Origin of the sequence: Streptomyces sp. NPDC058231 (genome assembly GCF_042882275.1) — a bacterium.
Taxonomy (GTDB): domain Bacteria; phylum Actinomycetota; class Actinomycetes; order Streptomycetales; family Streptomycetaceae; genus Streptomyces.
The window spans coordinates 1-15,523 of sequence record NZ_JBHVWN010000030.1; the positions used below are offsets into that span (position 1 = coordinate 1).

Genomic DNA, 15,523 nt, shown 5'->3' on the forward strand with positions numbered 1-15,523 from the left:
CCCGCCCACCGCGCCCCCGCCCACCGCACCGCCGCTGCCGCGCCGGCCGGCCGCCGTCCGGGCGGAGGAATCCCGGACCGAACACCCCGGCCCGCCGCCGGCCGTTCCCGCACCCGCGGTCCGTATCGGACTTCCGTACGTCGGTGACCGGCCGCCCACCTACGACGCCGAACCCACCGCCCTCCCCGCCACCGTCGCCCAGGAACTGGACAACGTCGTCGCCGACACCGTGCTCGACGGCGCCCGGTACGGGACGTACACCCTGCGCGCCGCATCCGTACGCGGGGACTCGGCCCGGTTCCGGGGCGAGCCCCGGCGCGACGTCCTGCTCACCGTGCGGTTCGGCGCGGCCGAGGACGCCCTCGTGCTGGTCGCCGTCGCCGCCGGAGCCCGTGCCACCGCGGGCGCGCACCTCGCGGCCGCCGACGTCTGCCGCTGGATCGGCGGAGCGGTCGGCCGCAGCCACGGCAGGCTCTCCGAGGACATACGGGCCGGCCGCCGCGGCGACCTCAAATCAGGGCTGCACCGCCTCACCGACCGCAGTTACGGCAGACTCCGCGCCCGCGCGGCCGAACTGGGCCTCGAACCGGAGGAGTACACCGCCGGTCTGCGCTGCCTGCTGCTGTCAGCCGACCCCGCCTGCCGCACCCGGGTCTTCTTCGGGGTGGGCCCCGGGGGGCTCTTCCGGCTGCGTGACGGCGCCTGGCAGGACCTCGAACCCGAGGTGCCGAAGCCCACGGCCGTCACCGGCGAGGCCGTCGTCGGATTCGGATCGGCTCCCCCCGAGAGCGAGCCCGGCGGTGACCGGCTGACCATGGACCTGGGCATCACGACACCGGCGTCGCCGTACGTCGAGAGCCCGCCCCCGCCGCCCGCCGAGCCGTTCCTCTTCCGGGCCTCGGTGGCCCGCCCGGGGGACACGCTGCTGCTGTGCAGCACCGGGCTCGCCGAGCCGATGCGCGCCGAGCCCGCCTTCGCCGACGAGCTCGCCGGACGCTGGACGCCCCCGGAACCGCCCGGCCTGGCCGCGTTTCTCGTCGACACCCAGCTCAGACTGAAGGGGTACGCCGACGACCGTACGGGCGTCGGCGTCTGGGAGGCGTAACCGCGCGTGCCATGGGTTGATGGACTCCTAGCGCGGAGAGGATACGCACCCATGGCCAAGCAGAACCTGTCGGAGCAGTTCGTCGACATCCTCGTCCGGGCGGGCGTCAAGCGCATGTACGGGGTCGTCGGCGACAGCCTCAACCCGGTCGTGGACGCCATTCGGCGCAACGCGGCCATCGACTGGATCCAGGTCAGGCACGAGGAGACCGCGGCGTTCGCCGCCGGCGCCGAGGCCCAGATCACCGGCTCCCTCGCGGCCTGTGCCGGCTCCTGCGGCCCGGGCAATCTGCACCTCATCAACGGCCTCTACGACGCCCACCGCTCGATGGCACCGGTCCTCGCCCTCGCCTCGCACATCCCTTCGAGCGAGATCGGTCTCGGCTACTTCCAGGAGACCCATCCGGAGCTGCTCTTCCAGGAGTGCAGCCACTACAACGAGATGATCTCCAACCCGCAGCAGATGCCGCGGCTGCTCCAGACGGCGATCCAGCACGCGATCGGGCGAGGCGGGGTCAGCGTCGTGTCGATGCCGGGCGACATCGCCTCCCAGCCCGCGCCGGAGAAGTCGGTCGAGCACGCCCTGGTCACCTCGCGGCCGACGGTCCGGCCCGGCGACGCGGAGATCGAGAAACTCTGCCGCATGGTCGACGAGGCGAAACGCGTGACGCTGTTCTGCGGCAGCGGCACGGCCGGCGCCCACGCCGAGGTCATGGAGTTCGCCGAACGCGTGAAGGCCCCGGTCGGGCACGCGCTGCGCGGCAAGGAGTGGATCCAGTACGACAACCCGTACGACGTCGGGATGAGCGGACTGCTCGGTTACGGCGCCGCCTACGAAGCCACCCACGAGTGCGATCTGCTGATCCTGCTCGGCACCGACTTCCCGTACAACGCCTTCCTCCCCACCGATGTGAAGATCGTCCAGGTCGATGTGCGCCCGGAGCACCTGGGCCGCCGTTCCAAGCTGGACCTGGCGATCTGGGGTGATGTCCGCGAGACGTTGCGCTGCCTGACACCGCGGGTGAGGGCGAAGACGGACCGCAAGTTCCTCGACCGGATGCTGAAGAAACACGCCGACGCCCTGGAGGGCGTGGTCAAGGCGTACACCCGCAAGGTCGAGAAGCACGTCCCGATCCACCCGGAGTACGTCGCCGCTGTGCTCGACGAACTGGCGGACGACGACACGGTGTTCACCGTGGACACCGGCATGTGCAATGTCTGGGCGGCCCGCTATCTCACCCCCAACGGCAAGCGCCGGGTGATCGGTTCGTTCAGCCACGGCTCGATGGCCAACGCGCTCCCGCAGGCCATCGGCGCCCAGTTCGTCGACCGGAACCGGCAGGTCGTGTCGATGTCCGGGGACGGCGGATTCACCATGCTGATGGGGGACTTCCTGACCCTCGTCCAGTACGACCTGCCGGTGAAGGTGGTCCTGTTCAACAACTCCGCGCTCTCCATGGTCGAACTGGAGATGCTGGTAGCGGGGCTGCCCTCGTTCGGCACGACCAACAAGAACCCGGACTTCGCGGCCGTCGCCCGGGCGGCCGGGGCCTACGGCGTCCGGGTCGAGAAGCCCAAGCAGCTCGAAGGCGCCCTCAAGGACGCCTTCAAGCACAAGGGCCCGGCACTGGTCGACATCGTCACCGACCCCAACGCGCTCTCCATCCCGCCGAAGATCAGCGCGGAGATGGTGACCGGGTTCGCCCTCTCCGCGTCCAAGATCGTGCTGGACGGGGGAGTGGGCCGGATGGTCCAGATGGCCCGTTCCAACCTGCGGAACGTGCCCCGCCCCTGAACGGTTCAGCGGCGGGGCGACCGGTCACGCGGGGGTCAGGCGCACCGTCAGGATCTGGAACGGACGGAGCGCCAGCGCGAGACCGTGCTCGTCGGCCGTCGCGGCGCGCAGCGGCCGCTCCAGCAGGTCGGTGATCTGTGCCCGCGTGACGGGGAAGCCGACCTGGAGCGTGGCCTCCGCCCGTCCGCCCGCCGACTCGTACAGCCGCACGATCACATCGCCGCTGCGGTCCTCGGCGAGCTTCACCGATTCGACGGTCACCCCCGGATGCCCGGTGGTGACCAGTGACGGCACCGACGGGGCCACCGCCGCACGCAGCGGCAGATTGAGCGCGAGCCCCTCGCGCACCGCGTCCGTGACGTCCGCGCCGGGCGCCAGCGCGTAACGGAACCGGTGCAGGCCAAGGTCCGTCTCCGGGTCCGGGCTGTGCGGCGCGCGCAGCAGCGTCAGCCGTACGGTAGTGGCCAGGCCTGCCGCGTGCGGGGTCCGGGTCACATCGTGCCCGTACGTCGAGTCGTTGAGCACCGCGATCCCGTACCCCGGCTCGGCGACCCGGAGCCAGCGGTGCGCGCAGATCTCGAAACGCGCCGCGTCCCAGCCGGTGTTGTCGTGCGTGGGGCGGTGGACGTGCCCGAACTGGATCTCGGACGTGGACCGTTCGGCGTGTACATCGAGCGGGAACGCGGCCTTGAGAACCTTCTCCGACTCCTGCCAGTCCACCTCGGTGACGATGTCGATCTGCCGGCTCTCCGCCGCCAGCCTGAGCTCCTGCACGATCCGCGACCTCCCGAACGACCGGACGACCCGTACGGCGGCCCGCAGCGGCCCCTCCTCGATCAGCTCGACCGAATCGGCCCCGGTCAGATCGGTACGGGTACGGCGGTAGTGCCGGTCGATGTCCCAGGCGTCCCAGTGGTTGGGGTGGTCCGGGTGCAGCTGGAGCAGATTGGCCCGGTGTCCGGGGGCGAGGACCTCGCGGCCCGCGACGAGGTCGCGGACGGCCGAGATCAGCCCGTCGCGGTCGACGGCGACCCGCAGCAGCCCGTTGTCGAGGACGAACCCCTCGTCCGCCGCGCGGTCCGCCGTGACCTCCTGTTCCGGCACCGCCGCCCCACTGAGCAGCCCAGCGCCCAGGCCCGGCGCCTCGGCGAGAACCGCCGTGTGCGCATCGTCCAATTGCTGCACACGAGCGCCGGAAGGCAGCACCCCACCGGCCTCCGCGTCCAGTTCCAGCACCTGACGGCGGTCATACGGGCTGGAGTTGAGGGCCACCAGCCCTTCCGCGGCGCCCAGTGCGGTCACCGCGTCGGCCACCACGTCCGCCAGCTCCGCCTTCACCTGCTCGTACGTGTCACGGGCCTCGCGGTGCACCCACGCGATCGACGAACCCGGCAGGATGTCGTGGAACTGATGCAGCAGTACCGTCTTCCACACCCGGTCGAGCGTCTCGTACGGATAGGCGTACCCGGGTGCCCGGAGCGCCGCCGTCGTCGCCCACAACTCGGCCTCGCGGAGAAGGTGTTCGCTGCGGCGGTTGCCCTGCTTGGTCTTGGCCTGCGTGGTGTACGTCGCCCGGTGGAGTTCCAGATACAGCTCACCGGACCAGACCGGCGCCTGCTCCCCGTACTCCTCCTGGGCAGCCGCGAAGAACGCCGAAGGCTTCTCGATCTCGACCCGCGGCGAGCCCTCCAGATCACGGAGCCGGCGCGCCTTCTCCAGCATCTCGCGGGTGGGACCGCCGCCGCCGTCGCCCCAGCCGAACGGCACCAGCGAGCGGCTCGCGCGGCCCTTGTCGGCGAAGTTCTTCTCCGCGTGGGCGAGTTCACGTGCGTGGAACTGGGCGTTGTACGTGTCGACGGGCGGGAAGTGGGTGAAGACCCTGGTGCCGTCGATCCCCTCCCACCAGAAGGTGTGGTGCGGCATCTTGTTCGTCTGGTTCCAGGACAGCTTCTGCGTCAGGAACCACTTGACCCCGGCCAGTTCGGCCAGCTGGGGGAAGGCCGCCGTGTAGCCGAAGGAGTCCGGCAGCCAGATCTCCTCCGTGTCCACGCCCAGCTCCTCCTGGAAGAACCTCTTTCCGTGGACGATCTGCCGGGCCAGGGCCTCGCCGCCCGGCATGTTGGCATCGGACTCGACCCACATCGAGCCGACCGGGGCCCACTGCCCGTCCGCCACCGCCTTCTTGATCCGCTCCCAGATGTGCGGCTGATGGTCACGCACCCAGGCGTACTGCTGCGCCTGTGAACAGGCGAAGACCAGCTCCGGATAGTCCTGGGCGAGCGCGGTGACATTGGCGAAGGTGCGCGATGCCTTCCGTACCGTCTCGCGCAGCGGCCACAGCCAGGCCGAGTCGATGTGCGCATGACCGGCGGCGGAGATCCGGTGCGCGCTCGCCGACGCCGGACGGGAGAGCGCTTCGGCGAGCTCCGCCCGGCCCGCCGTCGCCGTGCCCGCGACATCGTGCAGATCGAGCGCGTCGAGCATCCGTTCCAGGGCCCGCAGGATCTCGTGGCGGCGCGACCGGTCGGCGGGCAGCTCGTGCATGAGCTCGGACAACACCTCGATGTCCAGGACGAGATGCCAGACCTCCAGGTCCGGTACCGCGAGATCCGCGGAGGCGAACCGGTAGAGCGGGCGGTCACCCGCCGTCAGGATGTCACCGAGCGCAGTCGGCTCGAAGCCGTGCTCCAGAACGGCCGGGTTGGCCGCCGCCTCCAGCAGCAGCGAGACGGGCTCGCCGCCGGCCGCTGCGCTTGCGATCGTCAGATGGCGATTGCGCGGATGGATACCCTTGAGCGGCACACCCTCGGCGTCGTACAGCATTCCCTCGGCCTGGAACCCCGGCCCCTGCCCGGAGAAACCCGGATCGAGGACCACTTCGACGGGGCGCCCCGCCCACTCCTCGGGCACGGTGCCCTCCAGCCGGAACCAGCTGGTCGACCAGGGGCTGCCCCACTCGGTGCCGGTCTCGAACGGCTCGTACGTCCCCTTCAGCGCTTCGGCCACGGGCACCGGCTCGCCCGGGGCGTGCCAGACGGACAGGGTGACCGGGCGCCGGTCGGCGTACTGGGCGGGGCGGATGAACTGCTGGAGGGCCCGCTCCAGGCGTCCCTCCACCAGCGTGCGGTCGTCGTGCATCACGGCTCCTCCGGGTCGGCGGTCGCGGGGCGTTCATGGCTCCACTTCCCCGGTGACGCGTGGGGCACCCCTGGCGGACGACGATGTACCGCGGTGCGTGCCGGAACGGGGGCGCCCGGGTGGCCCGCCGCCGGGCAAGGGATTCCGGATGGCGTCCGGCCCCTGGGGGAGGCGCCGCGGCGGCGGTGGTTCCCGGGCAGTCCGGGCGGACGCACGCTCCGTCGGCCGCAGGGCGTCCTCCCGGCGGTCCGGGGACCCGCGCCGCAGGTGGGGGGCTACGGCGCGGATCGGACCGGAGGGTGCCGTCCTGCCGGGGCCCGGCAGGACGCTCGGGGGTCAGCAGCCGAAGTCGACGAGGTCGAACGTCACGTAGTGGTCGGCGGTGTAGTAGTCCTCCTGGCTCGCTTCGCCCGTGACGATCCTGCGTGCTCCGCGGGTCGGTGAGCCGGGAGTGATGACCGTGTACTCGTGGTAGTAGCCGGTGCTCTCACTGGGCAGCACGCCCTCGCGGTTCTGGAAGACGACGCCGTCCTGCGAATACGGGAAGGGGCCGCCCGCATCGATGAGGTCGAGGGTGTCGTGTGCCTGGGCCGGCAGGGCCGAGTAGCAGATGCTGCCGACCAACTGGGCGGCGGCGGTGGCCGTCGTGGTGACCGGGCCGCCGACGAGGAGGGCGGACAGGAGGGCGGCGGCGCCGCCGAGCATGGTGATCCGTGGGGGGATTCGCATGCCCACCATGATGACGCGCGTAGACATGGCCGCGTCAACGGCAACTCATGTGAATTTTTTGGAAGTTAACACGGCCGACGTGAAGGTGTCGGCCGGGTGCCCGTGGGTACGGAGTGTCCTGCGTGCTCCCGTATGCGCATATTGATGAGTCGACAAGCGTGACATCCCGCGTGCGGGGCATGCATCCCGTGAAGGCGTTCGACGCGAAGGGGGCGATTCACTGTGCACGCGGGGGAAACGATGGAGCGTCAGGAGCATGTTCAGCTGCGCCGCAGACTGGCCCGGACCGATCTGGCGGCAGTGGCGGAAGTGCGCTGTGCGCTACGGGAGTTCCTACGGTACCGATGGCGGGGGGATTCGGCCGAGGTGGCGGAACTCCTGCTCAGCGAGCTGGTGACCAACGCACTGGTTCACACGGACCACGGTGCGGTCGTCACGGTCAACGTGACGCCGATGATGCTGCGCGTCGAGGTCCGGGACTTCGTCACCGGGCTGCCCATGCCGTATGTACCGGACGCCGACGACGGTACGCACGGCCGGGGGCTGGTCCTGGTGCGGGCTCTCGCGGACACCTGGGGGGTGACGGCACAGGCGCTCGGCAAGGTGGTCTGGTTCGAGCTGGACGGCGAAAGGCTGTGAGAGCCCTTCCGCCGCCCGATCCGTTCGAGCGGCGGCATGGCGGCCCGATGTCCGGACCGACCGGTCCGGTCAGCCGAACTGCTGCTCCAGATCCTTGAGTTTCTGCTCCAGCGAGTCGAGCCGGGGCAGGGCCTGGGTGTCGTCCTCGGCCGTGAGGTCGACGGTCCTCGCGTCAGCCGCGGTCCGGTCCGGGGCTCCGTTCGAGCTCGTGTCGCTCACGGCCTGCAGGGACGGCCGAGGCCTCAGGGGCAGTTGTCCCGGCTCGGATATGGCGGGCTCCACGACGGACTGGGAGCCCGCCGCCGGGGCGATGGTCTGTACGTCGACCTGGGTGCCGCCCCGGCCGACCCGGCCCCAGGCCCGGTTCTGCCGGTTCAGGGCCTTGATGTGGGCCCGGTCCAGCTTCTCCTGGTCCCTCCGGCGCAGACGGTTGGTCTCCTTCTCCCGCCGGTCCTCGCGCACCTCGTCGACCGCCTCGTCCAGCGTCCTCACACCTTCGAGGAGCATCAGCGACCAGGCGCCGAAGGTCTCGCGGGGTGCGCGCAGCCACCGGACGATCCGGATCTGCGGCAACGGCCGCGGCACCAGGCCCTGTTCGCGCAGCGCCGCCCGACGGGTCTGCTTCAGCGCACGGTCGAACAGCACCGCCGCCGAGAGCGACATCCCCGCGAAGAAGTGCGGGGCGCCGGCGTGATCGATGCCGCGCGGCGCGTGCACCCAGTTGAACCAGGCCGCCGCACCGGCGAACGTCCACACCAGCAGCCGTGAGCCGAGTGCCGCGTCACCGTGGCTCGCCTCACGCACCGCGAGCACGGAACAGAACATCGCCGCCCCGTCGAGGCCGAACGGGACGAGGTACTCCCAGCCCCCGGAGAGCCCGAGATTCTGCCGGCCGAAGCCGACCAGTCCGTGGAAGGAGAGCGCGGCGGCCACCGCCGCACAGCAGAACAGCAGCACGTAGGAGGCGGTGGCGTAGAGCGCCTCCTTGCGCCTGCGCCGGTCCTCGCTGCGTTCCCAGCTGTCGTCGGCCGCGGACTTCTCGGCGGCGCGCTTGCCGCGTGCGACCATCGCCACCGCCGCCATGGCCCCCACGAGCAGCACAACGCTCGGCAGGAGCCAGTTCAGCGATATGTCGGTCAGTCTCATGCGCGGTCCCTTGCATCGCGTAGGGGGTTTCGGGCGCCATCGTCGCGGAAGTGGCACCGCGCCCAGAGGTTTTTGCGGCAAGAGAACGCGATTGGGGTGGCCTGTTGTACGGATGCGCGAGATTTAGTCGAATGCACTATTCGGGAATGGAGGCATGTTCGAATGCCGTCACTCCCGCGAGTGGTGTGGATCAGTGGACGGCGGAGAGTTTCCGCACCCGGTCCGCGTCGCAGGTGCGCGGGCAGGTGACGCAGGTGTCCTCGGGGCGCAGGGTGTAGAAGAGGCAGCAGCTGGCCCGGTCGCGGGTGGGCAGCGGCTCCCCGTCCGGACCGGTCAGCTCACGGAAGCCCGCCGTGCCGACGTACGGCTTCGTGGTCCCCGGCAGCAGCGCCTCCAGCTCCGCCATCGCGCGCCGCTCCTCGCCCAGCAGATGGGCGACGTACCAGAGGCCTTCGACGATCTCGTCCGTCGCCATGCCCCACAGCGCCCGCCTGCCGCGCCGCATCCGGGGTCCGAAGCCGTCGAGCACCGACCCGATGTGTTCGGCCACCGACGCCAGCACCTCGGACCGCAGCGCGGACTCGTCCGCCACCACCCGCGCGCCCGGCAGGCCGGCCGCCGGATCGTCCGGCAGGCAGGCGAACTCCCGTACCCGTACGGTCAGATGGCCCAGGGCGCGCTGGAAGGCGACGTCCCCGGCGGGAATCCTCGGCACCCGGCGGTGCAGGAACCACGGCACCGTCACCAGCAGGCAGGCGGGCCATGCGTACCGATGGAATCCGAAGCTGGCGACCACGTCCGGGCGGGCCTGCTGTCCGTAGTCCCGCAGCACCTGTTCGTCGTCCCAGGCCAGAAAACCGTCCAGCGCGTCGCCGCCGGCGGCGAGCTCGTCCGCGCCCACCCAGCCGGGGCCGGACGGCGTCGGCTCGTCCCACCGGAGGACCTCGGCACGCAGCCCTGGGAATACCTCCGCCAGGCGGGCGTACGCGTCCGCCACGGCGGACGCGGATGTGCCGGGGAGCAGGGCAGGCAGGGTCATGCAGGGACCACCGAATCACGATCGTTTGCAGGTAAGCCTTACCTTATCCGACCGGATCGGTGTTTGAACTGCGGCCTCCTCCGCCTATCGTGCACAAGGGGCATGGCGCACGTGAGCCGCGCCCACGGCAGGCCGAGGAGGTCAGGGTGGAGCAGGGCAGAGCGCGCGAGCAGGTGCGGGCGTCGTACGCGTCCGCCGCATCCGCGGCCGCCCGGTCGTCGGTACCGTCCGGCAGGGTTCCGGAGCAGGCCCGGGGCGCGTCCGCCGAGCCGGTACGGGGCGAGCACACCCACAGCGAGCCGCCTGCGCCCCGCGTCGTGGTGCAGCGGCACTCCGTGCGCGGCCAGATACTGGACGCCCTGCGCGCCGCACTGGTCGACGGCGACCTGGTGCCGGGGCAGGTGTACTCCGCCCCTGCGCTCGGCGCCGATTTCGGTGTGTCGGCGACACCGGTACGCGAAGCGATGCAGCAGCTGGCGGTCGAGGGTGCCGTCGAGGTCGTGCCGAACCGGGGCTTCCGGGTCGCCGAGCGCGGTCCGAACGAGCTCGCCGAGCTGGCCGAGGTGCGTGCCCTGATCGAGGTGCCCGTCATGCTGCGGCTGGCCCGCACCGTGGACCAGGCCCGCTGGTGCGGTCTGCGGCCGCTGGCCGACGCCACGGTGGCGGCGGCCGCGGTGGGTGACCGGGCGAGCTACGCCGAGTGCGACCGGGCGTTCCACCGCGCGGTCCTCGCCCTCTCCGGCAACCAGCAGCTGGTGACGGTCGCCGACGACCTGCACCGGCGCTCCCAGTGGCCACTGAGGAACGCCCCGGCCACCCGCCGGGCCGACCTGCTCGCAGACGCCGCGGAGCACGCGGCCCTTCTCGACGCGCTGATCGCCCAGGATCTCGCCGTCGTGCAGTCGCTCGTACGGGAACACTTCGCCGGCGCGGACCGCTGATTTCGCGGCCGGGGCCGCCGCAGTGGTCACGGGCCGCCGCGGGTAGCCTGTGTCTCCCATCACGTGATCATTTCGGGGGCGCAATGGTACGGAACCGCGGGCCGTGGCCGACGGCCGCGCTGCTGGTGACGGTGCTGGTGCCGGGCCTGGCGGTGACCGGCTGTTCCGGTTCCGGGTCCGGCGGCTCCACCGGGAATCCTTCCAGGACGCCCGCGGCCGCGCCCCCTTCACCGGGCGCGAGCCCGAGCAGGACCCCCTCGGCCTCCGCCACGCCGCCGACGCACTCAGCGGATCCGTCCGCCTCCGCCCCGGCCGCCGTCTCCGTGCCGCCGACGAGGAAGACGGCACCGCCGAAGTCCCCGATCACGCCGCCCCGGCGCGACAGCAGCGGGCAGAACGGCAAACCCGCCGCCGCGGTACCGCAGAACCCCTACCACGGCCCGAACCCGCCGCCCGCTCCGCCGCGTCCGACGCCGACCCCCGAGTGGAGCGACGCGGGCTGGAAGCCCGGCGACCCGGCCGAGGACCGCACCTGACGGTCCTCGGCGGTGGGGCGGCTCAGTTCGCCGCGGCCGTCCCCGGCGCGGGCGGCTCCAGGTGCGGCGCCAGCCAGGTGGGCACTCCGCCCAGGAGCCGGAAGAGCCGCCCGGCCTCGGCGCGCAGCCGTGCCGCCGCCTCCGGTTCCGGTTCGGCGTCCGCCAGGGCGATGAGGGCCGGGGCGGTACCGACCAGGTAGCCCAGCTCCTCCCTTATCCGCAGCGATTCCGCGAACCCGTGCCGGGCCTCGGCCAGTTCGCCCTCGCGCAGCGAGAGCAGTGCCAGATGGCGCCAGGTCGACGAGAGCAGCAGCTCGTCCCCCTGGGCCGTGGCGCCGGCGTGTGCCCTGCGGTATGCGGCGCGGGCGGCCTGCGGCGAGTCGGCGATGTTCTGCGCGATCAGGCCACGGCGGAAGTCCAGCAGTGGACGGCCCGGAGCGGAGGGGGAGAGCAGGGCCGCGGAGCGGCTCAGCGCGACCCGGGCCTCGTCGGCCCGGTCCCGTACCCCGAGAAGGGTCGACGCGTACGCCAGATGACCGCGTTCGCAGGCCGCGGCGCCGCGCTCGGCGTCGTCGTGGGCGAGCGCCTCGGCCGTGCGCAGGGCGTCCTCGGCGTCGGTCCAGCCCTGACCGGTGTAGAGACACCGCTCGGTCAGCAGCGCCGTCCGCTGGAGGGCCGCGGCCGGATCGGTGACCGCGTCGTGTTCGAGCAGTGCGGCGGCATCCGTCCAGCAGGCGCGTGACCGCAGCCGCCATACCGCGGTCTGGAGCGGCGGATCGTCATCTGCTGTCGTTCCGGAACCAGACATGGCGGTATGCGCCACATTGCCCTCCCCGAGCGCGCCATTGAGCTGTTGAGTCTGGCCGCATCTCAGCACGGATTGGCACGCCGGGCCAAGGGGTCAGGTGAATGAATTCACAATCGACCGGCCGCGGCCAGGGCTGTGGTAGGCCCGGCGAGTCAGCTCATACGCAGGGCCAGGAAGAAATCGAGCTTGTCCTCGAGGCGCGAAAGGTCACGTCCCGTCAACTGCTCGATTCGCCCGACCCGGTAGCGCAATGTGTTGACGTGCAGATGCAGCCGGGCCGCGCAGCGGGTCCAGGAACCGTCGCAGTCCAGGAACGCTTCCAGCGTCGGGATCAGCTCGGCGCGATGGCGCCGGTCGTAGTCGCGCAGCGGGTCGAGCAGCCGTGCGGTGAACGCGCGTCGCACGTCGTCGGGGACGAAGGGCAGCAGCAGGACGTGCGAGGCCAGTTCGTGGTGGCCTGCCGCGCAGACCCGGCCGGGACGTGCGGCCGCCACCCGGCGTGCGTGCCGTGCCTCCTCCAGGGCGCCGCGCAGCCCCTCGGGAGAGTGCACGGCGGCGCTGACACCCAGTGTCAGGCGGCCGTCGCCCGCCAGGCCCGCGGAGAGCGGTTCGCGGACGGCGGCGAGCAGCGCGTCGGCGTGCAGCGAGGGTCCCTCGCCGGTGGCCGGCGCCCCGTCCGCAGCGTCCGGTCCCTCGGCAGCCGTGGAGTCCGGCAGGGGTGCGGTGAGTGCGGGCAGCGGTACGAGGGCGATGGCCTCGTCGTCCGTGTGCGCCACCGCGATCCGGTCGGCGGAGTCCGGACCGGCGACCAGCGGATCGACGAGGATCTCCTCCAGCAGCGCCTGGGCGATCGGACCACCGGCGAGGGAGCCGCCCTTCACGGCCGGGGTCTCCCCGGGCTCCGCGTCCCACTCGACCCGGGCCACGACGACCTGCCAGTGCGGGGCGCTGCCGAGACCGGGCAGCAGGACCGGAACGGCGACCCGCAGCCTGGCCGCGATCTCGGTGGGCGGGGCACCGGTCTGGACCAGTTCCAGCACTTCCTGGGCGAGCCTGCGGCGTACCGTGCGGGCGGCGTCGCGCCGGTCCCGTTCGACCGCGATCAGCTGGGTGACCCCCTGGAGCAGGTCCAGCCGGGCGGTGGGCCAGTCGCCCGCGTCGGCCTCGACGGCGAGCAGCCAGTCGGAGAGCACCGACTCACGGACATCGCGGGAGGCCGGTGCCGCACCCCGGCCGATGTTCCGGATCGGGAACAGCGAATAAGCGGTGCCGTCGACCGTGGCGCGGTGCGGGGCACGGCGTCCGGCGCGGGTCGCGGCCAGATGGTGACCCGCCAGCGTCGCGCCGACCCGGCCGGGCAGCGGCGCACCGGCGCCCGCGATCTGCCGGCCGGTGGGCGAGAGCACCCAGGCGTGCAGGTCGAGATCGGAGCCGAGCAGGTCGAGCACCACCTCCGGGCCGCCGCCGGCCGGGCCCGAGGTCATCAGCCTGCGGTGCCGGTCCACGACCGCCGCCAGGTCGCCCGCACGCTCCCCCGAGACCTGGCGCACCACATGCTCGGTGATCGTCGCGAATGCGACGGTCTCGTGGACGGCGAAGAGTGGCAGCCTGTGCCGTTCGCACGCCTCGACCAGATCGTCGGGGATGTCGCCGAGCTCCGCCTCGCCCGCCGCGAGCCCGGCGACCCCGGCGACCGCCAGGATCTGCACGAACGGCTCCGAGTCCGCCGTGTCCCGGCGCCAGGCCAGGCCCGTCAGGACCAGCTCGCCGCCGGTCAGATACCGGCTCGGGTCCCGCAGGTCGGTGGTCATCACGCCGCGGACGGACCGGTCCAGCTCGTCCTCGCCACCGAGCAGCCGCAGGCCCAGCGCGTCGGTCTCCAGCAGTGCGCGCAGCCGCATCTCGTCGCCGCCGATCTCTTTCGTTGGTGCGGGTGAAAACTGGGTATTGCGGTGAGGTTACTGATCCCCGCCATTCGTTCGAATCTACAAGACAAGAACCGGGACCAGCCAACTCCTTCATTGTTTCGGTGACTGCACCGGGACGGGTCCCGGTTGTGTACTGGGCCACACACCACGTCAACAGCAGATGAACAACCAGTCGAGGGCCGGCCGTCCCCAGCCCCCAGCGAACGACCGAATGAGAAGAAGAGAGCCACTCATGGACTTCCTTCGCCCCGCCTGCTGGGAGGAGGCGCTCGCCGCCAAGGCCGAGCACCCGACGGCCGTGCCCATCGCGGGCGGCACGGATGTGATGGTCGAGATCAACTTCGACCACCGGCGCCCCGAGTACCTGCTGGACCTGAACCGCATCGGTGAGCTGTCCGAGTGGGAGGTGGGCCAGGAGAACGTGCGGCTCGGCGCCTCCGTGCCGTACAGCCGCATCATGGAGCACCTGCGGGCCGAGCTGCCCGGTCTGGCGCTCGCCTCGCACACCGTCGCGTCCCCGCAGATCCGCAACCGCGGCGGCGTCGGCGGCAACCTGGGCACCGCGTCACCCGCCGGAGACGCGCACCCGGCGCTGCTCGCCGCGGGCGCCGAGGTCGAGGCCGAGTCCGTACGCGGCACCCGGATGATCCCGATCGACTCCTTCTACACCGGGGTCAAGCGCAACGCCCTCGAACCGGACGAGCTGATCCGGGCCGTGCACATCAAGAAGGCCGACGGACCGCAGCAGTTCTCCAAGGTCGGCACCCGCAACGCCATGGTCATCGCCGTCTGCGCCTTCGGCCTGGCGCTCCACCCGGAGACCCGCACGGTCCGTACCGGCATCGGTTCCGCCGCCCCGACACCCGTCCGGGCGAAGGCGGCCGAAGAATTTCTGAACGCCGCTCTCGAAGAGGGTGGCTTCTGGGACAGCCGCACGGTCATCACGCCGTCCGTCGCGGCGCAGTTCGCCGTGCTCGCGGCCGGCGCCTGCAACCCGATCGACGACGTGCGCGGCACCGCGAGCTACCGCCGGCACGCGGTGGGAGTGATGGCCCGCCGCACCCTCGGCTGGACCTGGGAGTCGTACCGCGGCAACGGCCGCAGCACCGAAGGAGCTGCCTGATCATGCGCGTCAATTTCACGGTCAACGGCCGCAGCTACGAGGCCGACGACGTCTGGGAGGGCGAGTCCCTCCTCTACGTACTGCGTGAGCGGATGGGTCTGCCCGGTTCGAAGAACGCCTGCGAGCAGGGTGAATGCGGCTCGTGCACGGTCCGCCTGGACGGTGTCCCGGTCTGTTCCTGCCTGGTCGCCGCCGGGCAGGTGGAGGGCCGCGAGGTCGTCACCGTGGAGGGCCTCGCGGACTTCGCCGCCCACCGGGCCGAGGCGCACCCGGGCAGTGGCTGCGCATCCGGTGCCTGCGGCACCTCGCTCGACCGGGCGCGCCGGTGGGAGGCCGGGCCGACCGGGCGGCAGCCCCGGGACGCCGGTGAACTCTCGCCGATCCAGCAGGCGTTCATCGACGCCGGGGCCGTCCAGTGCGGCTTCTGCACCCCTGGTCTGCTGGTCGCCGCCGACGAACTGCTGGAGCACAATCCGCAGCCGTCCGACGCGGACATCCGCGAAGCGCTCTCCGGCAACCTCTGCCGCTGCACCGGTTACGAGAAGATCCTCGACGCGGTCCGCCTCGCGGCCGCCCGCGCGGAAGAGAGGATCTGAC

At 71.8% G+C, this 15,523-nt stretch carries 13 protein-coding genes; 6 read left to right on the forward strand and 7 right to left on the reverse strand.

The annotated features are described in order from the left end of the window. The coding region (locus tag ACFVXE_RS20610) for a protein phosphatase 2C domain-containing protein (protein ID WP_389672858.1) at positions 1-1,105 on the forward strand (1,105 nt) is incomplete at its 5' end. Positions 1,106-1,156: 51 nt separating this feature from the next. Continuing rightward, on the forward strand, positions 1,157-2,899 hold the full coding sequence (locus tag ACFVXE_RS20615; protein WP_389672860.1) for a pyruvate dehydrogenase: 1,743 nt from the start codon (positions 1,157-1,159) through the stop codon (positions 2,897-2,899). Positions 2,900-2,923: 24 nt separating this feature from the next. Here the strand turns inward: ACFVXE_RS20615 and ACFVXE_RS20620 are convergent, their stop codons facing one another. Together ACFVXE_RS20620 and ACFVXE_RS20625 are read right to left on the reverse strand one after the other, a co-directional pair. Beyond that, positions 2,924-6,037, reverse strand: coding sequence for an alpha-mannosidase (locus ACFVXE_RS20620; RefSeq protein ID WP_389672861.1), 3,114 nt, complete (start codon positions 6,035-6,037; stop codon positions 2,924-2,926). A gap of 336 nt (positions 6,038-6,373) precedes the next feature. Further along, the gene (locus tag ACFVXE_RS20625; protein ID WP_389672863.1) at positions 6,374-6,766 is read right to left on the reverse strand and encodes a ribonuclease domain-containing protein; all 393 of its coding nucleotides are present in this window, start codon (positions 6,764-6,766) and stop codon (positions 6,374-6,376) included. A gap of 240 nt (positions 6,767-7,006) precedes the next feature. Between ACFVXE_RS20625 and ACFVXE_RS20630 the strand changes: the two genes are divergently transcribed. Next, entirely contained in the window at positions 7,007-7,405 is a 399-nt protein-coding gene (locus tag ACFVXE_RS20630; protein ID WP_389672864.1) for an ATP-binding protein, read from the forward strand. Positions 7,406-7,474: 69 nt separating this feature from the next. On the opposite strand, the gene ACFVXE_RS20635 is transcribed toward ACFVXE_RS20630, so the two are convergent. Further along, positions 7,475-8,551: a DUF2637 domain-containing protein gene (locus ACFVXE_RS20635; protein WP_389672866.1), complete on the reverse strand. Its 1,077-nt coding sequence runs from the start codon at positions 8,549-8,551 to the stop codon at positions 7,475-7,477. A gap of 190 nt (positions 8,552-8,741) precedes the next feature. Beyond that, entirely contained in the window at positions 8,742-9,590 is an 849-nt protein-coding gene (locus ACFVXE_RS20640; RefSeq protein WP_389672867.1) for a (2Fe-2S)-binding protein, read from the reverse strand. Between the two features lie 146 nt (positions 9,591-9,736). Between ACFVXE_RS20640 and ACFVXE_RS20645 the strand changes: the two genes are divergently transcribed. Then, on the forward strand, positions 9,737-10,531 hold the full coding sequence (locus ACFVXE_RS20645; protein WP_389672868.1) for a GntR family transcriptional regulator: 795 nt from the start codon (positions 9,737-9,739) through the stop codon (positions 10,529-10,531). Positions 10,532-10,598: 67 nt separating this feature from the next. Here ACFVXE_RS20645 and ACFVXE_RS20650 read toward each other — a convergent pair whose 3' ends face one another. The 3 genes from ACFVXE_RS20650 to ACFVXE_RS20660 form a co-directional block, all read right to left on the reverse strand. Then, a complete protein-coding gene (locus tag ACFVXE_RS20650) occupies positions 10,599-10,934 on the reverse strand; it encodes a hypothetical protein (RefSeq protein WP_389672869.1) in 336 nt (111 codons plus the stop codon). A 155-nt stretch (positions 10,935-11,089) separates the two neighbouring features. Further along, positions 11,090-11,875, reverse strand: a complete 786-nt coding sequence (locus ACFVXE_RS20655) for a hypothetical protein (RefSeq protein WP_389672871.1) — start codon at positions 11,873-11,875, stop codon at positions 11,090-11,092. Between the two features lie 152 nt (positions 11,876-12,027). Then, positions 12,028-13,776 carry a PucR family transcriptional regulator gene (locus tag ACFVXE_RS20660; protein ID WP_389672872.1) on the reverse strand — a complete coding sequence of 583 codons (1,749 nt, stop codon included), beginning with the start codon at positions 13,774-13,776 and terminating at the stop codon, positions 12,028-12,030. 259 nt (positions 13,777-14,035) lie between these two features. On the opposite strand from ACFVXE_RS20660, the gene ACFVXE_RS20665 reads away from it, so the two are divergent. Both ACFVXE_RS20665 and ACFVXE_RS20670 read left to right on the forward strand, forming a co-directional pair. Next, positions 14,036-14,926, forward strand: a complete 891-nt coding sequence (locus ACFVXE_RS20665) for an FAD binding domain-containing protein (RefSeq protein ID WP_389672874.1) — start codon at positions 14,036-14,038, stop codon at positions 14,924-14,926. Positions 14,927-14,928: 2 nt separating this feature from the next. Beyond that, complete coding sequence (locus tag ACFVXE_RS20670; protein WP_389672876.1) at positions 14,929-15,522, forward strand: (2Fe-2S)-binding protein; 594 nt, start codon at positions 14,929-14,931, stop codon at positions 15,520-15,522. Position 15,523: the final 1 nt, after the last annotated feature.